Genomic DNA, 21,026 nt, shown 5'->3' on the forward strand with positions numbered 1-21,026 from the left:
TTTTTCCATTCTTTTAGCAGCAACCAAAATTATGAAATTTAAAAACACAAGCACTATTTATCTCTCTTTTAAGGCTGTTATTATTCTTTAATGATTTTTATCATGGTTTTTGAATCATTAATTCTTACCAGATAGGTTCCTGACACCAGTGCGGAAACATTGGTCTGCCCGTTTTCAAATTCTCCGGCTTTCACTAGCTGACCGGACATATTATAAATCTGATAGAAATAACCCCTGGCCTGATCGGCATCAATATATAATATGCTTTTCACAGGATTCGGAAACAGGGATATCTTATCTTCTTTTACGATTTCCTTAAAGGCATCCGGACTCAACAGACGTGCTTCTTTTGCTGCGGGGAGGGAAGTTACGGGAAATTTTGGAATCACTCCCTCTTCATTTCCGTTAGCATCATATTTTATCTTTACACAACGGCAGCTCATAGCAAAATACGGATCATTATTATCATGAAATACTATCATACGGTTCGCACTGGATGCAGCATCAAAAATAAGGTTTATCGGTCTTCCGATGTAATTTGAATTCAATGCATCCGTCCATACCCCCGGATACTGGAAATTAATAAAATTAAAGGTTCCGGAAGGGGTTTGATTGGCGGTCACACTTCTGAATCCCCTGGATCCTGAATTGGGATAATTCCCGACATGGTAAGACTGCACATTGAAGGTATAGCCTATTGTGTAGCTATAGGTTGCGCTTCTCCTTACCCTGAGCCCTAAATAATCTGTGAGAACGCTATAGGAAGTGGCTACTTTTTTATCTTTTTTATACCATGGCGTTAACCCAAAGTCTCTGTCTGAAGAGATGGCAACCCCTGTCACATCAGGTATTCTCCAGCCTTCGGGGCACGGATCAAAAGGGGATTTCTGCCCGCCTCTTCCCCATCGGTCATACGCTAAATTGGGCTCATTGGACAACCAGTCTGTACCATTCGTATAACCGGGCACAGAGGCGTTATAAGGAGCAAAGGTGCTCGGGATCATATAAACCAGAGGATTTTTTACAGAATAGGATAAAACTTTTGAAATCTTATCGGAGACTTTATCCGTAGCCAATACATTAGCATTGGCGGAGTTGGTGTAAGTATTATAGGGCACAATATAGTTCCCGTTCAAATTATTATAAGTGCTGGCTGATAATGTTGTATAAACTGTTGTTCCGCTTGCTGTAACGTTTCCCAGATAAATATTGTAGTATGTTCTGTCATCTGCATATTGGAAGCCGGGTAAAGGGTCTTTTCTTCCCCACTGATAATGCAGCCCTGTTGAAGCTTTTATTTTTGCCAGTTCGGCACTTGTGGGGCTAAGCGGGTTCGCCACTATAGGGAAGGCATCAGTTGCTCCCAGGTTTCTATCCATAAACTCCGTCTGGAAAACATTGTCTGCTTTATTCACATAATTAACGTAATTAGTAACGGATGTCACCGGAAGCTCCGTTGTATACTGGTAAGAACCTATGGGAGTATCCGTTATCCAGATATGCCAGCTCCAGTAAACGGGATTGGAGATACTTCCGTTATGCAGGGTTACAACGGCATTTCCGCTTTGGTTAGGGTTTATTATAACTAAAATCCGGGACATTGAAATACCGGCCAGGGAAGCTGGCGAGGGGTTAATTACTGAGATCTTATTGATCAGGCCTGTATTTGTTGTCCAGAGAACATTGGCCTTTAAATTATTAAAGCTTGCCGTGTTCAATATCTCTGTGTTATTCAGAAGCTGACTTTGCACAGAGAATGCCTTGCTTACGGGAATTGTAATCGTAAATAAAGAGTTCCGTTTTACAGCCTGATAGGTATTGGGATCATTAAGCCCCTCCAGATATGTTGTTTCTGATAAATACTCTGTGGGAAAGTCATAATTATTGACAATATATAAAGGGTCTTTTATACATCTGCATCCGTTAGCATCGGAGGTCATATTCGTTGCCAAAGGAAAATACCAGTATCTTCCCTGCACATCCGGGAAACCCGGGTCCGGAATATCAGGCTGCCCTTTATCCGGGATCATAAATAATGACCTTGCTCCCACTGCAGGTGTAGCATCAAACTGCTTGACCATGGTGGCCGTCCATAAAGCGGTCTGATGCTGATCCGTATATTGCCCCTGCTGTGCCAGGACAGATATACCGCCTGTACCCGGGAAGACTCCCATATTAAAACCTCCTACCTGGGACAGATCAAAGCCAAAGTTAGGATATACCCTGAATCCGGTCATAAAGCCCGGAACTCCGGCATCAACAGGTTTTATCTTATGGTAGTTATTGGCTTCAAATACATTTTTTCCAATGCTTGTCCGGACCCCAAAAGGTGAATAATCGATTCTGATATCATCCGTATAATCAGGTGAGGCTAAGTTAGCCACCAGCACTGAGGGAAGGCGCCAGCCGTTCGGACAAGGATCATAAGGGGACTTGTCCCGGTATGGCCGGGCATTACTGTCACTGTTATAATCGGTACTGATCATTCCCATGGAGTTATCTGACCACAGATTGAGCTCCGTAAGCTGGTTATCTTTCAAGTCAGGAGATTTCCCGAACCAGTTGACAAGCAGATTGGCATTATTGTTATAATAAGCCAGACCGGAATTATCATCTTTATTTACATAAATAAGGCTTAAGGGATTTTTTACAGAAAGTCTTATATTATTAGTTACTGTAGCGTTTGACAGCAATACAAATTTTCTGAGATGATCAATGTTTATTGCATTGGTGAAATTCTTGGCTCCTCTATGCCTTACCCTTCCTATAGAGCCTGACACTTCATAAAAATCGTCCCCTCTGTATACCAATGGCGGTATGGGATCCTTTCTTCCCCATTGATAAAGCAGTCCCCCATTCCGGTTCCATTCTGTTCCGGTGATGGTATTTCCTACAGCTCCCAAATTCCTGTCCATCCATCCCCAGTCGGAATCAGGGATCACCTCAATCACCCCGTTGCTCCTCTGTCTCTTTACACCGGGATAACTTTTATATGTGGAACCATTGGTAGGATCATCCGTTACCCAGACATGCCACGACCAGAAAATTTCATTATTTACCCTGAAAGCTATTACAGCATTCCCCTTTTTAGCTTTATTGACCGGGACCTTGATTTTTGCATTGATCCCGGAATCCTGGATCTCAAGAGCATATCCGGTTCCGGATCTTATCAGCCCCGGAACGTCTTCCCATAATACATCAGCGGAAACCTTTCCCTGAGGAATGGCCGCCCCTCCTATATACTTATCATTCTCCCACATTACATAAGCTTTCCTGACAGGTATATACAGCCCATCGCTGCTTTGCGCGGGATCAAATATATAGCTGTTGGGAGCTTTGCTCCAGTCCGGGGGAATTTCTCTGGAGGTCAGGGTTTGTAACGACTTGGAATTGTCTGAATTAATAGATTTTTTACTGATATTGATTTCTTTTTGAATGTTTTTTTGCGGGGTCTTGATCAAAGAGTCTGACTGTATCAGATGTGATGCTGATATTTCCTTGGGTCTGATGAGGTCTTCCGTATCTAAATTGCTTCTTGAATACATACTGATCGGGACCAGGCAAAATATTGCCATTAATTTTCGTACTAATTTTTTCATATCCTTAAGTTTGATGTTTGCTAATGCCAATACAACATTTAAGCCCACATAAGTAAAAAACGATTTATTTTATTAATAATTAACAAATAAATCGTTTAATCAAATAATAATTTAACCTTAAATATTTATGCATAACAAAATAACATCTGATTATATATAGAATTGAGACATGAGTTATGAAGGGCAGCATTCATGATGTCCTTCATTAATGTCTATTGTAAAGGCTTTTAAGGCAGGAGGTGATTGTTATAAAGCTCAAAGGTAAAACGGCCTCCTATAATATTCTTAAAGCTTGAGAACACTACAAAATTGAAGATAACCAGCGCTATTATAAAGCTGTATATCGCTTTCTTCGTGTTATGGGAAACCACATACATAGCGTTTGGAATAATGATATAAGAAAATCCGATGAATGCTCCCGCCAGCCTTGAAGAGAAAATAGGGTTGTTTCTGAAGATAAAATATAAGCAGATTCCTATTACTACATAAGCCCTGTGGTATTCATAATAAGGGAACCTTTCTTTCATCTTGGTATCAAAGGTAAAAAGGAAAAAGGTGAGAATCGCCATCATAATCTCGGGAATACCGATGGCTCCGTTCAATCTTTCTGTAGTTTCATCCATGTATCCGTTAAAGCCTATGGCCAGAGTGTTATCTGATGCTATATTATTTAAGAAATCTCCAAACTGCCGGTACACTTCGAACGGTGACAAAAATACAGAGGTAATGATCAGGAAAAGCATTACCGCTTTACTCAGAGGGATCCGTACAAGCCAGTACATAGGAAGGAAAATATAGCAGACATTATGGATTCCCGCAGCCAGATAAATACATATCAGATAAGCCCACAACTTTCTTTCTTTTATAAACCTTATGCCGAAATAAGCGATAAATGAGCCCAGATTCTGTCTGATCTGGCCGCTTTCCCCAATAAAAAACCCCGGAATAAACATAAACAGCATGAAAGTAAAAGGGTAAAAAGTATTATCATTGGTATATTCCACCTTAAAAAAGACAGCCAATATGGCAATGACGAGCGTCAGCATATAGAATGGAGCATCAAAAATATTAAGTAATACCTTATTGATCAATACAAACAGCCATTCGAGCTCCATAGGCTGAGGGCCGTCTATTGAAAGCGCCTTTAAGAAAATGGATATATAATATTTGGTATCAGAATAAATATAGATCCCCTTATAACTCCCAAAATCCGGGCCTACATTATCACGGAGCCCGGCAAGTATTATCAGATATATCCCCAGGAACCAAAGCCATTTCTTATCAACCTTTCCATAAAAAACTTCCCGGAAGCTGAAAATAAGCATGTAGATAATCGCAATGATAAAATATGGGTGTAATAAACTCATTTAGGCGTAATATTTTTTAAACTGATATGAAGCAACTACAATTCCTGTAAGGATGAGCGGAATAAACAGCCTTGTCTCCCAGAAAAGCCCGACCACTGTGATCATCACAAGGTAAGGTAGAGAGAAAAACAAATATTTTCCGATAATGGCTCTGCTTTCGGCATTAGCCAGCGTACAGGTGAAATAAAGGCTGATCCCTCCAAACAGCAATCCGGCAAGGTTATAAGGGCTCGTAAAGTTTTTAACCAGGTATATTCCCTCAAAAAAAGAAGCCTGCTGAGGGATAACGGTCCTGAGGAATGTGTATGGCAGGGCATAGGCCATCACTAAAAACAGAACCTCCTTAACGGATGCGAAATTTTTCTTTTTCAGCTCTTTGAGATCGATGAAGATGGATCCAAAGAAAGCAATATTAAGACAGGCCGTTTCCCTTACAAATGTTGAAATGAATATAACGATGCTCAATGAGATAAGATCTGCCGGTTTTCTGTCCTGTAAATACTTCAATGTAAACCACACCCCCCACAGGTAAAAGAAAACGGCAATGGAGTCACAGTTGGTAGGCACATATTGCACGATCACCAAAAAAAATATCCCCAGCAGATGCACCAGCCTTCTGACATTGGTATTAAGAAGCAATTCAACAGGCTTGAGCCTGAGAACAGCATCTAAAACAACGGAGGACAGCAGGAAAAAAAAACTGTTGATCAAAAAAGTACTGTGATAAAATAAAGTTCCGCTTTTAAGAAGAAAACCTTTTATAAAGGAAAGATGATTGTCTACCATATAAGTCACTACATTGGTCACATGTACGCTCAGATAATTGGGAATTATCCTGTATGCATATACAGAAGTGAATATGAAGTCAGGAGCTTTTTCCAGGTATTTCCATCTTACATAGGAAGATTCAAACCCATAATAGGACATAAAAAAAAGCAGGAAAGGGAAAATTATTACAAATAAAAGCCCGTTAATTTTTTCATCAAATATTTTAAACATAACAAAATCCAAAGTTCCTTTACTTAAGAGTTTTTTGCTTTTAAAATGCTTTTCATCAATGGGGAACTTTTGCAAAAGTATAAGTTTTTTTCATTCTACCTAGAATATTTTATTGATTTTCAGCCAAAACTTATCTGCCAAAAGTTTTGAACTAATACTGAAAAAATTAAATTTGCACACTTGATTTTACAATGCAATGCACCGCTTCTTTATAATTTTATATCATCTTATATCTAAAAACCGGATTCTTTCTGCAATTTTTGCGTTAGGAATTGCCGTTTTGTGCGGATTTTTTGCTTCAAAAATCAATTTTGAAGAAGACATCAATCAGATTATTCCCAAAAATGAAAAATCTGATCTCACCGCAAAGGTCCTCAAACAGCTTAATTTTTCAGATAAGATCATTGTTATCATTGAAAACAGATCCCCAGAAGAAAACTTTCAGCTATCAGAAACGGCCGATGTCTTTTTACAAAAAACAGAGCCCTTAAAACAGTACATCAGCAGTATCCAGGGCAGGATAAATGATAACGAGATTTCTGAAACCTTCGATTTCGTTAACCGGAATCTTCCTTTGTTTCTTAATGAGAATGACTACAGGGAAATTGAAGGAAAACTCCAGAAAGACAGTATTGCCAGACAGGTAGAAAACAATTACATATCGCTGGTTTCCCCAACAAGTCTGGTTACCAAGGAATTTATCAAAAAAGATCCGCTGGGAATCACTTTTTTGGGAATCAGGAAGTTAAATGCTTTAAATATCAGCAAAGATTTCAGGCTTGAAGACAACTATATCGTTACCAGGGACGGAAAAAACCTGTTGCTTTTCATAGATCCAAAAAATAAAAGCAATGATACCAAAAGCAATGAGGCTTTTATAGACCGGCTCAACGAAATTAAAGACAATCTTAACAGGCAGTTCAAAGGCAAGACAGAGCTAAGCTATTTCGGCTCGCCGGTAATTGCCGTAGCCAATGCCAAGCAGATTAAAAAAGACATCCGGAATACGGTAATGATCTCAATGACTGTACTCCTGGCCTTACTCATCTATTATTTCAGAAACTTTTTCACTCCCGTTATTGTTTTCCTGCCCACCGTTTTTTCTGTGTTGCTTGCCCTGCTTGTCTTATATTTCATCAAGGACAGGATTTCTGCTATTTCATTAAGCGTGGGGGCCATCCTGATCGGGATCACGATAGACTATGCCCTGCACATTCTCACCCACTATAAGCATAACAATGATATTGAAGAGCTCTATAAGGAGATCACCCAGCCCATCATATTGAGCAGCGCCACCACTGCGGTCTCTTTTTTGTGCCTGGTTTTTGTGCGTTCCGAAGCTCTCAAAGATCTGGGGCTTTTTGCGGCCATCACGGTGATTCTTTCATCAGTTACCGCATTGATTATCGTCCCGCAGCTTTACCACCCAAAAGAAAAACAAAAGCTGAATACCAATTTCATAGACCGGATCGGCTCCTATCCGTATGAAAAGAATAAACCCTTGATTTTCGGGTGCTCCGTCATTATCATTGCCTGCCTGTTCGGGTTCAGGCATGTAGGCTTCAATGAAGATATAGGAGATCTGAATTATATTCCGAAGGAATTAAAAATCAGTGAGACCAAACTTCAAAAGCTTTCGGACATCACTTCAAAATCCATTTACACGATCGCTTACGGCAACTCGGAGGAGGAAGCACTCACAAGAAATTCCCGGCTGAGCACTTTTCTGGAAAAGGAGAAGAGGGAAGGGAAAATTTTAAGCTATAATTCCATCGGAAACGTGGTCTTGTCGGAAAAGGACCAGCAAAATAAAATTGAAGCCTGGAAAAAATTCTGGGACGGTAATAAAAAAGACCGTACTGTAGCTGAATTGATCAGCAATGGGAACAAGTTCGGATTCAACAGCTCTGCATTTGACCATTTTCAACAGATCCTGAACAAAAACTTTTCTCCCTTAAACCTGAAAGATTATGAAAAGGTAAAAGCATTGCAGATATCCGAATTTCTTAGTAATGAAAAAGGATTCTACACTGTTTCCAATATCGTGAAGGTGGATGAGACCAAAAGGAACGCTTTCATTAAAGACGTTGAAAAAAAACATGAGGCTCTGGCTATTGACCGCCAGCAAATGAATGAGAACTTTTTAGGCCTTTTAAAAAAGGATTTTAATACCTTGATCAATTATTCACTGCTGGCAATCGTCTTAACCATAATTGTTTTTTTCAGGAACTTTGAGCTTACCGTTCTCACAATGTTCCCGATTGTATTAACAGGAGTCGTTACAGCAGGGATTTTATATTTTCTGGGACTGGAATTAAATATTTTCAGCACTGTGGTCTGTACTCTTGTATTTGGTGTAGGGGATGATTTCAGTATCTTTCTCACGAAGGCCATGCAAAAGGAGCATACAACAGGTAAAAACGAACTCCCTACCTACAGGGTTTCCATCCTGCTGGCCGTTTTCACCACCATCCTTTCAATAGGCTCTTTAATTTTCGCTAAACATCCGGCGTTACATTCTCTGGCATTGGTTGCCCTGATAGGAATGTTTTCCGTGATCATCATTACCTCAACGCTATATCCGTTCTGGTTCAGGTTTTTAATTATCAACAGGGCTAAGAAGGGCCTTTCACCGGTTACCTTCAGATTATTCCTGCATTCCATTCTTTCATTCCTATACTATGGGCTGGGCGGTTTTCTGTTTTCTATTTTCGGCAGTGTTTTTGTCAAAAAATCAAAAGGAAAAACCCTGGAATTTATAAAATTATTTATAGCCCGGTTTTTAACTTCGGTACTGTTTACCAATCCATTTGTAAAGAAAAAGGTGATTAAAAATATAAAGGAGGACTTCAGCAGACCTGCCGTGATCATTGCAAACCATACCTCTTTTTTAGATACTCTTGCCGTTGCCATGACCACGCATAAAATTGTGTATCTGGTGAATGATTGGGTATATCAGTCTCCCATTTTCGGGAAAATGGTGAGAGCTCTGGGCTCCTATCCCGTATCGCAGGGTATTGAAAACGGAATGGAAAAATTAAAGGAAAAAGTAGACCAGGGATATTCACTTATGGTTTTCCCTGAAGCTGAACGTTCTTATACCAATGACATCAAAAGATTTCATAAAGGTGCATTTTACCTGGCCGAAGAATTCGGACTGGATATCTTACCGCTTTACATTCACGGAAATTCCGAAGTACTGCCCAAAGGGGATTTTATTATTTACGACGGAAGCATTACAATAAAAGTGGGTGACAGGATCCCTAAAGATGACCTCCGTTTTGGCTCCCGGTATTCTGAAAGGACAAAAAAAATAAATGCCTATTTCAGAGAACAGTTTGCAGAGCTTAAAAATGAGCTTGAAGATGAGGATTACTTTAAAAAGAAATTATTCCTAAGCTTCCTTTATAAGGAGAATGAGGTTGTAAAAGAAGTAAAAGATGATTTCAATGCCAACAAATCCGTTTACTTCGAACTAAACAGGCATATTCCCGGAAATGCGAATATCCTGCATATTGCTGACGATTTTGGGCAAAAAGATATCCTGCTTAGCCTCTACCAGGCCGGAAGAACAATATTCAGCCTTATTAAGGATGAAGAAAAAAGAGAAGTTGCAGAACAGAATTATCTGGTCAAAAAAAGGAAGTTAAATTATATAAAAGGCTTTTCAGAGGTGAATAAGGCAATAGACGTTCTTCTGATTTCAGACAAGGGGTTCGATATCAGCAACCTATCTTTGCCGCAGACGGTCATCTTCCTGAATACTGACAATACCTTCCTTAAGGAAGGCTATACCCTGGAATCGGATTCAGGGACAATAAAAATCTTCAGGAAAAACAATTAAATCTAAAAGTATATTTTTGTAACACTAAAAGATATAATGAAAAAAAATGTATTGATCATATATTATTCGCAAACCGGCCAATTGGAAGATATTGTGAAAAATATAGCCAGGCCTTTTGAAGACAGGAAGGAAACGTATGATGTTTCTTATTATAATATCCGGCTGAAAGAAGATTTTCCTTTTCCATGGCCCGGTGATGTTTTTTTCGATACCTTCCCGGAATCTTACCTGCAGATCCCGAGAGAGATCTTTCCTCCCTCCGAAGAGATCATGAAGAGAAAATATGATCTTATCATCTTTGGTTATCAGGTTTGGTATCTGACGCCTTCCATTCCCGTTATCTCATTCCTGAAAAGCGGCTATGCGGAGGGCATCCTGAAAGACACACCTGTTGTTACCGTTTCAGGAACAAGAAACATGTGGATGCTTTCCCAGGAAAAGCTTAAAGTATACTTAAGGGATCTTAAGGCTAAGCTCGTAGGAAATATAGCCCTGGTTGACAGGCATGACAATTACACCAGCGTATTGACAATCTTGCGCTGGCTTACTACCGGGCAGAAGGAAAAATCCGGGATCTTACCGGCAGCAGGCGTTTCTGATGAAGAGATTGCCGGCTCGGTGAAATACGGGGAGATCATTGAAAGGCATTTTAGGAACAATGATCTGGATACCCTGCAACCGGACCTGGTGAAAAACGGAGCCGTTGAAATCCGGCCTTTCCTGGTAAGAGTGGAAAAGGTAGGAAACAAAATTTTCACCGTATGGTCAAATCTTATTATCAGAAAAAAAGAGAAGCGGCCGTTGCTTATAAAATTTTTCAAGGTATATTTGATGGCGGCAATATGGATCATTTCACCGGTTGTTCTGGTATTTCATATATTGCTGGCACCTATTTTGAGGTCTAAAAGACAAAGAGAAAAAGAATATTTACAAGGAATTAATTTAAAATAGAATGTACGACGTATTTATAACAAAAGCTTCAACATACCTGCCTAACGATCCGGTTTCCAATGAAGACATGGAAACATACCTCGGTCTCGTAAATGATGCTCCCTCCAAGGCAAGAGCCTTAATTTTAAGAAATAACAAAATAAAAACCAGGTATTACGCTTTGGACAAGAGCGGCAAGCCTACGCATACCAATGCCCAGATTACCGCCAAAGCCATTGAAGGACTTTTTGATAATAATTTCAGAAAAGAGAATATGGAACTATTGTCCTGCGGAACCACGTCTGCTGACCAGATCCAGCCATCCCACGCATCAATGGTGCATGGAGAACTGAATTTAGGAAAATCCATAGAGATCAACACTTCAACAGGCCTTTGCAATTCCGGGATGAATGCCCTGAACTATGGCTTCCTTTCGGTAAAGGCAGGAGTAAAGCAAAACGCAGTTTGCGCAGGATCCGAACGGTTTTCGGCATGGATGACGGCTGATAAGTTCAATCATGAGGCAGAGAACTTAAAGCTCCTGGAAGAAAGGCCTATCATTGCCTTCAAAAGAGAGTTCTTAAGATGGATGCTTTCCGACGGTGCCGGAGCCTTCCTGCTGGAAAATAAGCCGCGGGAAAACAGCGTTTCTTTAAAAATAGAATTCATAGACTTTTATTCCTATGCTCATGAAATCGAAGCCTGCATGTATGCCGGCTGCGAAAAACAGGAAGACGGAAGCCTGAAATCTTGGGCAGATTATCCTTCCGATGAATGGCTGAAGCAGTCTATCTTCGCACTGAAGCAGGACACCAAACTTCTGGATCAGTATATTCTGGTGAAAGGTGCCGAAAGTCTGAGGGCATCTTTCGACAAGCACCAATTAGACCCTGAGAAAATAGACCATGTATTGGCCCATATCTCTTCAGGGTATTTTAAAGAAGGGCTGAAAGAAGAATTTGCAAAAAAAGAAATGGATTTCCCTTGGGAAAAATGGTATTACAACCTTTCGGAAGTAGGAAATATCGGTGCCGGCTCTATTTTCATTGCCCTGGAAGAACTCATGAACTCAGGAAAGCTGAAGAAAGGAGAAAAAGTGCTTCTGTGTGTGCCTGAAAGCGGAAGATTCGCCTATTCCTGTGCATTGCTAACGGTTTGCTGATGGAGAACAAGCTGCCTACATCCGACAAAAGCTTCGTGGAAAGCCTGATTCCACAGAGATCTCCTTTTGTCATGGTACATGAGCTTTCAGAATATACAGAAAGCCATCTTGTATCAGGCTTTGAGATCAGGGAAGACAACATTTTCGTGCAGGACGGAGTTTTCCAGGCCTCCGGGATCATTGAGCATCAGGCCCAGAGTGTGGCACTGCATACGGGCTACAAATATTATTTATTGGGTAAAGAAGCGCCCACAGGATATATTGGCGCCATTAAATCCTTTGATACCGAAAAGCTGCCGGATGTTGGCAGCAGGCTAAAAACAGAGGTTTCAATTTTGAGTGAGATCATGGGAGTAACGCTGGTAGATGTTGTCACAAAACTCAATAATGAGGTTATCGCAAGGTCTCAGATGAAAACTGTTATAAAATAATTGTAATGGAAATCAGGGAAGATAATATCAACATACACAATTACCTGCCTCATCGTGAACCGATGCTGATGGCAGACTATATTCTGGAGCTGACGAAAGACAGGGTGATAACTTCCTTTGATATCCTGGAGGATAATATTTTTGTCCATAATAACGAATTTGTAGAAGCCGGGCTGATTGAAAACCTTGCCCAGACCTGTTCTGCCATTTTAGGGCAGAGCTTTTTTGAAGATCCTGATACAGACACCAGGGTAATCGGCTTCATCACCAATATTAAAAAAATCGAGATTTTTTCCCTTCCGGAAGTAGGCGCCAAGATCATTTCGAAAGCATCCCTGATCTCTCAATTTGAAAACATCTGCAATATCTTTTGCGAAACCTTTCATAACGACACGTTATTGATAAGAGCAGAAATCAATTTGTTTATCCAGAAAATAAAACAATAAAACAGATGAAAAAGCAAGATCTTCCTCAGGATGAGAGCAACCTGAAATCAGCAAATATGACTGAAGTATTGTATGTGATGGATGAAAATGACAACTATACTACGGCAAACAGCATCGGTTGGGAAGCTAAAAAAGCAGCCCTGGATGAGTCCATGGAGTTGATCAGTGAAAGGATACAGGAAGCAAAGAATAATGTGGCTAAAAACATTGTAAGCCCCATTATTTATTTTATGGAGCTGAATAAAATGGACCTAAGCGTGCTGGCAGCCTATGTTGGGATGTGGAAGTGGAGAGTGAAAAGACATGCCAAACCTAAAATATTTAAAACACTAAACGAAACCGTGCTGAAAAAATATGCCGATGCATTTGGAATTTCAGTAGATGAATTAAAGAACTTCGACGGGAAATAAATGGAATGCTTGAAGACCATAAGCCAAACCATGAGACCAGGAAAAAATGAAAATTACTGATGAAACTTAATTTTGAACACCATCAGACCGCACATTGTGAAAACGGTGTTGCTTCTAATCTATTGCTCAATAAAGGCCTGAAAATAAGTGAACCTATGATCTTCGGGATCGGTTCCGGATTGTTTTTTGTGTATTTGCCTTTTTTAAAAGTAAATTTTGCTCCCGGCTTCAGCTACCGGCCGATGCCAGGTACCATTTTCAGCAAAGCAGCCAAAAGACTGGGAATAAAAATTAAAAGGCAAAAATTCTCGGATCCCAAAGAGGCCCAGAAAGCCTTGGAAAGAAATTTGGAAAACAATATTCCCACAGGACTTCAGGTAGGAGTTTTCAATCTCACCTATTTCCCTGAAGAATATAAGTTCCACTTCAACGCTCATAACCTGGTGGTATATGGAAAAGAGAACGGGAAATTCCTGATCAGCGACCCTGTAATGGATTATGTGACATCCCTTTCCGAAGCCGAGCTGGAAAAGGTGAGATATGCGAAGGGGGCCCTCCCGCCGAAAGGCCATATGTACTATCCTGTTCATATTCCGGATAACATCAATTTAGAGGAACCTATCAGGAAAGGGATCAAAGATACCTGTAAAAACATGCTGGCTCCGGTTCCTATCGTTGGAGTGAGAGCAATAAGATGGGTTGCGAAAAGCATTCCTAAATGGGCAGAAAAAAAAGGGACGAAAGTGACTAATCATTATCTCGGGCAGCTCATCAGAATGCAGGAGGAAATCGGGACCGGAGGTGGCGGCTTCAGGTTTATATACGGGGCTTTCCTGCAGGAAGCGGCGGATATTCTTCAAAATGAACAGCTGAGAGAGCTTTCCAAGGAAATAACCATGATTGGTGATCTGTGGAGAGATTTTGCAGTGGATATCGCCCGCGTTTACAAAAACAGAAATTCTAAAAGCAATATCTACCAGGAGCTTTCAAAAACCATGCTTCATATTGCTGATCTGGAAGAAGCTTTTTATAAGAAACTGAAAAAAGCGATCTGATATGGCGGAATATATGATCGAAATAAAGAACCTTTATAAAAAATATAAAAATTCTGAGGAGTTTTCTGTAAATGATATCTCCCTGGATATTGATCAGCATGAGATCTACGGAATACTGGGGCCTAACGGAGCCGGGAAAACCACATTGATTTCCATGCTTTCCGGATTGATAAAGCCTACTGCAGGACAATTTACAATCAACGGATTGTCTCCCCGGAAAGACAGTTTCAGAATAAAGCAGATCATCGGGATTGTTCCTCAGGAATATGCGCTTTACCCTACCCTTACCGCAAAAGAAAATCTGACGTTTTTCGGGAGCTTATATGGCTTAAAGCATAAAGCGCTTCACAAAGCCATCGATGAATCTCTGGAGATAGTGGGACTCTCAAAATTTGCCGATAAAAAGGTGGAACAGTTTTCAGGCGGAATGAAACGCCGCTGCAATCTTATCGCAGGGACTTTACATAATCCCAAGGTTCTTTTCCTGGATGAACCTACCGTAGGCGTTGATGTTCAGTCTAAAAAAGTCATCATTGATTTTCTTAAAGAACTGAATAACAATGGAACCTGCATTATCTATACTTCACATCACCTCTCGGAAGCAGAAGAATTTTGTACGAAGATTGCCATTATTGACGGAGGAAAAATCCATGCGGTAGGAACTCCACAAGAGCTTGTGGCACAAACTGACCATGCGGAGAACCTTGAAGATGTTTTTATTTCATTAACCGGAAAAGAATTGAGAGATGTGGTATAAACTGTGGAGAAGCTTTATCAAGGAAATCCTGCTGCTCAAGCGGGACATCGGTGGCATAGTTATTATTTTCGTAATGCCGTTGCTGCTCATCGTAACTATTACTTTAATTCAGGACTCTACCTTTAAAAACCTTGAAGGCTCAAAAGTCCCCGTCATTTTCATAGACAAGGACCGGTCTGAAGTTTCAAGGAGCATAAAACAGGAGCTGGAGAGCAGCAAGAGCTTCCGGCTGTTGACAGATTTTGATGAGAGATCTGCACAGCAGGCGGTTTTTTCAGGAGACTATCAGATGGCCATTGTCATTCCGGAAAATTTAACCCAAGATTTAAATGCCGACATTGATTCCAAAGTCCAGAAAATTGTTAGCTCATTCGGGTTGGAGATGGATTCGGCGACAACTCAAAAGACGGCATCAAAAGCCAAAGAAATTCATCTTTATTTTGACCCTGCCACCAATGCCGGATTCAAAAATTCCGTCATGAGCTCCGTTAATAAAATGATCTTTGAAATTGAGAATAAAAAGATTTACAAAGCCTTTCAGGATCAGCTGGGAACTACCGAAAATCTTGAAGAAAATAAAAACCTGATCAGCTTCAAAGAAATTACCCCTAAAAAAAATGATATTGAAGTCATCCCGAACTCTGTTCAGCATAATGTTCCTGCCTGGACACTTTTTGCGATCTTCTTTATCGTTGTCCCTTTATCTATCAACCTGGTTAAAGAAAAAAGCCAGGGAACCAGCGTAAGGGTAAGGGTAAGCCCCACCCCATATTTCATTCACATTTTAGGAAAGACCTTTACGTACCTCATCATCTGCATCATCCAGTTTTTGCTGATGGTGGCCGTAGGGATTTATCTTTTTCCCTATATGGATCTGCCGGCGTTTGATGTTTCAGGAAAAATGTTCCACCTCCTTATTGTAACCCTGTTTGCAGGATTGGCTGCCATTGGTTTTGGGATCCTGCTGGGTACCGTTGCCGACACCCAGGAGCAGTCAGCCCCTTTCGGAGCTACTTCCGTAGTGGTTTTAGCAGCCATCGGGGGGATTTGGGTCCCGGTTTTTCTGATGCCCGAATTTATGCAGCATATTGCCCGGTTTTCACCCATGAACTGGGGCCTGAATGCTTACTATGATATCATTTTAAGGAACACCGGCATCGGGAACGTGGCCAAAGAGCTTGTTTTATTATTTTTATTTTATATTGCAATGGTCTCTATTTCCATTTTTTACGAAAGAAAACAAAATGCAGTCTAAGGAAAATATATTAAGTTGTACCGAGGAAGTAAGGGTGCGATTCAATGAGACAGATCCCCTGGGAATTGTCTGGCATGGCCATTACATCGTTTACTTTGAAGATGGCAGGGAAGCTTTCGGGAGAAAGCATGGCCTTACCTACCTTGATATTCAGAAGGCAGGATATGTAACTCCTATTGTCAGGAGTACCTGCGAGCACTTCCTTCCTCTGAAATATGGGGAGACCTTTAAAATTGTAACGACATTTGTAAATTCTTCGTCTGCAAAACTGATTTACAGATACGAACTTTACAATCAGGATAACAAACTGGTCTGCAGTGGTGAGACCGTTCAGGTCTTTTTAGACAGCGAAGGGAACCTGTGCCTGTATAATCCTGATTTTTTTCAATCCTGGAAAGATAAAATGGGACTATCATGAATCAGGCTTATATAACGGATCATAATTGTGTCACCCCTTTGGGGCTGGAAATCGCTTCCAACTGGGATGCCCTTCTGCAGGGAAAATCAGGAGTTGCGTTACAAAAGGTCATTGAAGGTCAGGAGCCGTTCTATACTTCGGTAATAGATTCTGAAAAACTGGACAGGGAATTTAATGCCCATTTTAAAGATCCCGGTTTCACAAGATTGGAAAAAATGCTCTTATTATGCCTGAAACCTCTGGTTGAAAGGCATCCCGTTTCCGGGGAAACGGCTTTTATTTTATCTACAACGAAAGGAAATATCAGCTTATTAAAAAACCAGGCCACCCTACCGGAAGGAGCTTACCTTTCCAGATTAGCACAAAAGATCGCCCGTTTCTTCGGATTTCAAACGCAACCTATTGTCATTTCCAATGCCTGCGTTTCAGGAGTAATGGCAATGGCAGTTGCCAAAAATATGATCAGGGCAGGAAAATACAAAGATGCTTTTGTACTTGCCGGAGATGAGGTAACAGAGTTTGTAGTTTCAGGTTTCAACTCTTTCCAGGCTATCGGCACAGAACCTTGCAGACCTTACGATAAAAACCGAAAGGGAATCAATATCGGCGAGGCGGCAGCGGCAGCTTATATCACCGCTTCCCCATCTGATAGTGACAGATTCAGATTCAGGATATCAGGAGATTCCGCCATCAATGATGCCAATCATATTTCAGGTCCTTCAAGAACAGGCGACGGTTTATACGCCAGCATAAGAAATGCCATGTCAGAAGCAGGAATATTACCTGAAAAGATCGATTTTATCTCGGCTCACGGAACCGCAACGCTGTATAATGATGAGATGGAAGCAATTGCCTTCAACAGAATGGGCTTACAGGATATTCCTTTAAACAGTTTGAAAGGCTTTTACGGGCATTGTCTGGGAGCTTCCGGCTTGCTGGAAAGTATTATTTCCGTGGAAAGCTCCGTAAACAATATTTTAATTGCCTCTAAAAACTTCGAAGAGCCGGGAACCTCACAGTCTCTGAATATCATTAAAGAAAACCGGTCTGCGGAGATCATCCGTATACTGAAAACGGCTTCAGGTTTCGGAGGATGCAATGCAGCCATTGTTTTAGAAAAATGCTAAAATGGAGATGATGAAGAAAACCGATATCTGTACCATAGAAAATTCAAGAATAACGGTAAACGGGGGAATTATCTTTGAAAGCCATGAAAAGACCTTTGCGGAATTTGCTAAAGCGGCTTATAAGAATCTGGATCTCAACTATCCGAAATTCCATAAAATGGATCACCTCAGCAAGCTTGCCTTCCTGGCTGCCGAACCGCTTTTGAACAATAATGACAACAGCAGGACAGCGCTTATTCTGTCCAACAGATCTTCAAGCCTGGACACTGATCATAAATATCAGGCCAGTATAAACTCACAAGAGAATTATTTCCCGAGCCCCGCTGTTTTTGTATATACTTTGCCTAACATTTGTATAGGAGAAATAAGCATCAGGCACAAAATGCAGACAGAGAACGCATTCTTTGTGCTGGATGACTTTGACGAGCATTTTTTAAACAGCTATGCGGAACAGATCTTATTGTCGGGAAAAGCGGAAAAAGTATTATGTGGCTGGACGGAACTCTATCAGGAAAGTTATAAAGCTTTTGTATATTTGCTAACCTTATAAAAATATAACAATGTATTACCATCCATTTGTATAATACTGATACATTCATACACTGGCACATGGATACATAATAAATCATCTTATGGAAAATTTAAAGATCGAATTGAAGCACAAAATTATTGAAGTACTTAATCTTGAAGACATTTCTGCTGAAGAAATTAAAGATTCGGATCCGTTATTCGGAGGGGGTCTGGGGCTTGATTCTATCGATGCTCTTGAATTAATTGTTCTTCTTGATAAAGATTACGGAATAAAATTATCTGATCCTAAAAAAGGAAAAGAAATTTTTCAGTCTATCGATACCATGTCAAAATTTATTGAAGAAAACAGAACAAAATAATCAATGGGTCGTCAGGTTGCCATAACGGGAATGGGCATCATATCTTCTATTGGAAACAATGTGGAGGAAAGTTTCGTTTCCCTGAAGAACGGCAGGCACGGAATTTCAGACATTGAAATGTTTGAAACCCGCCATGCCAGCGCTTTAAAGGCAGGTGAGATAAAATGGTCCAATGAGGGCCTCATGCAAAAGCTTGGGATTACCGAAGACAAAAATGTCACACGAACGGCCTTATTGGGCATGATCGCCGCAAGGGAAGCTGTGGAAAATGCCGGGATTGAAGATATCAATGCATACAGGACCGGCTTAATATCTTCTACCAGTGTAGGCGGTATGGACATTACTGAAAAATATTTTTACACTTACGAGGATTTCCCTGAAAAACAGAAATTCATCAATGCTCATGATGCGGGAAATTCATCGCTTGCCGTTGCCGGCTACCTGGGCCTGGAGGGTATGGTCTCCACTATCAGCACGGCATGTTCATCTGCAGCCAATGCCATTATGATGGGAGCGAAACTGATAAAAAACGGTATTTTGGACCGCGTTATTGTTGGTGGAACAGACTCTCTTTCTAAATTTACCCTCAACGGCTTCAATACCCTGATGATTCTTACCGATTCTTATAATACTCCTTTTGATCAGAACAGGAAAGGCCTGAACTTAGGAGAGGCTTCAGCCTTTTTGATCCTTGAATCCGATGAGGTAGTGGAAAGGGAAAATAAGAAAGTTCTGGGCTATCTTTCAGGTTACGGCAATGCCAATGACGCCCATCACCAGACCGCTTCTTCCGAGAACGGACAGGGTGCCTACCTTGCTATGCAGCAGGCGCTGAAAATTTCAGGACTTGCAAAAGAAGATATAGATTATATTAATGTTCACGGAACGGCAACTCCCAATAATGATCTATCGGAAGGGGTGGCTATGATCAGGATTTTCGGAGAAAACGGTGTTCCCGAATTCAGCTCTACGAAAGCTTTTACAGGGCATACCCTGGCCGCGGCAGCAGGCGTGGAAGCGGTATTTTCCATTCTGGCGATGCAGAATGATCTTATTTTCCCGAATCTGAACTTTACAACCAAAATGGAGGAGTTTGATCTTATTCCTGTTACCCTATTGAAAGAAAAGACCATCCGGCATGTGCTTTCCAATTCTTTCGGGTTTGGAGGAAATTGTTCCACTTTAATTTTTTCAAAGGCATGAGTACGGTTTACATCAACAGTGCAGCCTGCATCTCGGCTCAGGACACTTTAAATGAGAACTTTTTCAGCAATCTGAAATCTGAATCTTCAGTTCAGGTTTTAAATGCCATTGAACCCAATTACAAAGAATACATTCCGCCTGCCATGATCAGGAGAATGTCCAAAACAGTAAAAATGAGCTCTGTGGCCTCTCATCATGCCTTGAAAGAAGCAGGAATAGAGCTGCCGGACGCCATTATTGTGGGCACCGGAATGGGCTGTTCCCAAGATTCGGAAAGGTTTCTGAAAAATGTGATTACCAATAATGAGGAGTTTCTTACCCCTACCTATTTCATCCAATCCACACACAATACCGTTGCGGGACAGATTGCACTGAGCCTGGCGTGCCATGCATACAATTTTACTTATGTAAATACTTCTTCTTCCCTGGAATTTTCATTTCTGGATGCCAAACTCCAGATCATTAACGGGGAGGCTGAAAATGTTCTGGTAGGTTCTACCGATGAACAGACGGACAGGACGATCGAGCTGTACCGCCTGAATAATACTATTAAGAAAGCGAAGGATCTTCCGGCCGATCATCTCAATTCATCAACGAACGGAGTGATCTGGGGTGAAGGGGCAAGCTTTTTTGTTGCAGGAAGAGATAAAACCGGAAATTCTTATGCCAGGCTTAAGGATATCCGGATCATCAACCGGCTGGAGCCGGATAAGGTACACGATTTTATCCGTGACTTTTTATCAGCCAATCATCTTACCGGCAAGGATGTGGATGCCGTGATTTTAGGCTTCAGTGGTGACGCAGGATCTGATATTTATTATACCAGAGCAATGGCGCTGTTTCCGGGTTCTGCGTTATTATATTATAAACATTTGAGCGGTGAGTTCAATACGGCAAGCGGATTCTCCACATTTATGGCCTGCCACATCCTTAAAAAACAACAGATCCCTGATGTAATGATGATCAATGCGGTAAAAAAAGATGAGATTAAAAATATTCTTCTTTATAATCACCTTGCAGGGAATGATCATAGCCTGATGATACTGGAAAGGGTCTAGCCGGAAACCGCAGCGGCATCGCCTGTGTGGTTTACAAGATCACTGCATTCGGGATGACAATCGTATCTTTGGAAC

Annotated in this window: 18 protein-coding genes; 15 read left to right on the forward strand and 3 right to left on the reverse strand. The window is 40.9% G+C overall.

The window, feature by feature from the left end; genetic code table 11:
- Positions 1–80 precede the first annotated feature (80 nt).
- From ABMQ40_RS13775 to ABMQ40_RS13785, 3 genes are all read right to left on the reverse strand, one after another.
- On the reverse strand, positions 81–3,599 hold the full coding sequence (locus ABMQ40_RS13775; protein WP_370900579.1) for a T9SS type A sorting domain-containing protein: 3,519 nt from the start codon (positions 3,597–3,599) through the stop codon (positions 81–83).
- A gap of 227 nt (positions 3,600–3,826) precedes the next feature.
- Positions 3,827–4,966, reverse strand: a complete 1,140-nt coding sequence (locus tag ABMQ40_RS13780; RefSeq protein WP_370900581.1) for an EpsG family protein — start codon at positions 4,964–4,966, stop codon at positions 3,827–3,829.
- Complete coding sequence (locus tag ABMQ40_RS13785; protein WP_370900583.1) at positions 4,967–6,040, reverse strand: hypothetical protein; 1,074 nt, start codon at positions 6,038–6,040, stop codon at positions 4,967–4,969.
- A gap of 205 nt (positions 6,041–6,245) precedes the next feature.
- Here ABMQ40_RS13785 and ABMQ40_RS13790 point away from each other — a divergent pair, with 205 nt between their 5' ends.
- The 15 genes from ABMQ40_RS13790 (at position 6,246) to ABMQ40_RS13860 (ending at position 20,951) form a co-directional block, all read left to right on the forward strand.
- Positions 6,246–9,809, forward strand: a complete 3,564-nt coding sequence (locus ABMQ40_RS13790; protein WP_370900585.1) for an MMPL family transporter — start codon at positions 6,246–6,248, stop codon at positions 9,807–9,809.
- Positions 9,810–9,845: 36 nt separating this feature from the next.
- On the forward strand, positions 9,846–10,760 hold the full coding sequence (locus tag ABMQ40_RS13795; protein ID WP_370900587.1) for a dialkylrecorsinol condensing enzyme DarA: 915 nt from the start codon (positions 9,846–9,848) through the stop codon (positions 10,758–10,760).
- 1 nt (position 10,761) lies between these two features.
- Positions 10,762–11,901, forward strand: a complete 1,140-nt coding sequence (gene darB / locus ABMQ40_RS13800; RefSeq protein WP_370900589.1) for a dialkylresorcinol biosynthesis protein DarB — start codon at positions 10,762–10,764, stop codon at positions 11,899–11,901.
- Positions 11,901–12,332 carry a hotdog family protein gene (locus ABMQ40_RS13805; protein WP_370900591.1) on the forward strand — a complete coding sequence of 144 codons (432 nt, stop codon included), beginning with the start codon at positions 11,901–11,903 and terminating at the stop codon, positions 12,330–12,332. Before darB ends, ABMQ40_RS13805 begins: the two co-directional genes overlap by 1 nt.
- A gap of 5 nt (positions 12,333–12,337) precedes the next feature.
- Positions 12,338–12,778 carry a hotdog family protein gene (locus ABMQ40_RS13810; RefSeq protein ID WP_370900593.1) on the forward strand — a complete coding sequence of 147 codons (441 nt, stop codon included), beginning with the start codon at positions 12,338–12,340 and terminating at the stop codon, positions 12,776–12,778.
- Positions 12,779–12,783: 5 nt separating this feature from the next.
- Positions 12,784–13,188 (forward strand): flexirubin biosynthesis protein DarG, encoded by a 405-nt coding sequence (gene DarG, locus ABMQ40_RS13815; protein ID WP_370900594.1) that lies wholly within the window; start codon positions 12,784–12,786, stop codon positions 13,186–13,188.
- A gap of 59 nt (positions 13,189–13,247) precedes the next feature.
- Positions 13,248–14,243: a BtrH-related acyltransferase DarH gene (gene darH, locus ABMQ40_RS13820; RefSeq protein WP_370900596.1), complete on the forward strand. Its 996-nt coding sequence runs from the start codon at positions 13,248–13,250 to the stop codon at positions 14,241–14,243.
- A 1-nt stretch (position 14,244) separates the two neighbouring features.
- Positions 14,245–15,000 (forward strand): ABC transporter ATP-binding protein, encoded by a 756-nt coding sequence (locus ABMQ40_RS13825; RefSeq protein ID WP_370900598.1) that lies wholly within the window; start codon positions 14,245–14,247, stop codon positions 14,998–15,000.
- Complete coding sequence (locus tag ABMQ40_RS13830) at positions 14,990–16,255, forward strand: ABC transporter permease (RefSeq protein ID WP_370900600.1); 1,266 nt, start codon at positions 14,990–14,992, stop codon at positions 16,253–16,255. Before ABMQ40_RS13825 ends, ABMQ40_RS13830 begins: the two co-directional genes overlap by 11 nt.
- The gene (locus ABMQ40_RS13835) at positions 16,245–16,673 is read left to right on the forward strand and encodes an acyl-CoA thioesterase (protein WP_370900602.1); all 429 of its coding nucleotides are present in this window, start codon (positions 16,245–16,247) and stop codon (positions 16,671–16,673) included. Before ABMQ40_RS13830 ends, ABMQ40_RS13835 begins: the two co-directional genes overlap by 11 nt.
- On the forward strand, positions 16,670–17,800 hold the full coding sequence (locus tag ABMQ40_RS13840) for a beta-ketoacyl synthase N-terminal-like domain-containing protein (RefSeq protein WP_370900604.1): 1,131 nt from the start codon (positions 16,670–16,672) through the stop codon (positions 17,798–17,800). Before ABMQ40_RS13835 ends, ABMQ40_RS13840 begins: the two co-directional genes overlap by 4 nt.
- 7 nt (positions 17,801–17,807) lie before the next feature.
- Positions 17,808–18,350: a 3-oxoacyl-ACP synthase gene (locus ABMQ40_RS13845; RefSeq protein ID WP_370900606.1), complete on the forward strand. Its 543-nt coding sequence runs from the start codon at positions 17,808–17,810 to the stop codon at positions 18,348–18,350.
- 82 nt (positions 18,351–18,432) lie between these two features.
- Positions 18,433–18,690 carry a phosphopantetheine-binding protein gene (locus tag ABMQ40_RS13850; protein WP_370900608.1) on the forward strand — a complete coding sequence of 86 codons (258 nt, stop codon included), beginning with the start codon at positions 18,433–18,435 and terminating at the stop codon, positions 18,688–18,690.
- Between the two features lie 3 nt (positions 18,691–18,693).
- Positions 18,694–19,893 (forward strand): beta-ketoacyl-[acyl-carrier-protein] synthase family protein, encoded by a 1,200-nt coding sequence (locus ABMQ40_RS13855; protein ID WP_370900610.1) that lies wholly within the window; start codon positions 18,694–18,696, stop codon positions 19,891–19,893.
- Positions 19,890–20,951, forward strand: a complete 1,062-nt coding sequence (locus tag ABMQ40_RS13860) for a beta-ketoacyl synthase N-terminal-like domain-containing protein (protein ID WP_370900612.1) — start codon at positions 19,890–19,892, stop codon at positions 20,949–20,951. The genes ABMQ40_RS13855 and ABMQ40_RS13860 overlap by 4 nt, the downstream gene beginning before the upstream one ends.
- Positions 20,952–21,026 lie beyond the last annotated feature (75 nt).

It is taken from the genome of Chryseobacterium gossypii, assembly GCF_041361455.1.
Lineage (GTDB): Bacteria > Bacteroidota > Bacteroidia > Flavobacteriales > Weeksellaceae > Chryseobacterium > Chryseobacterium gossypii.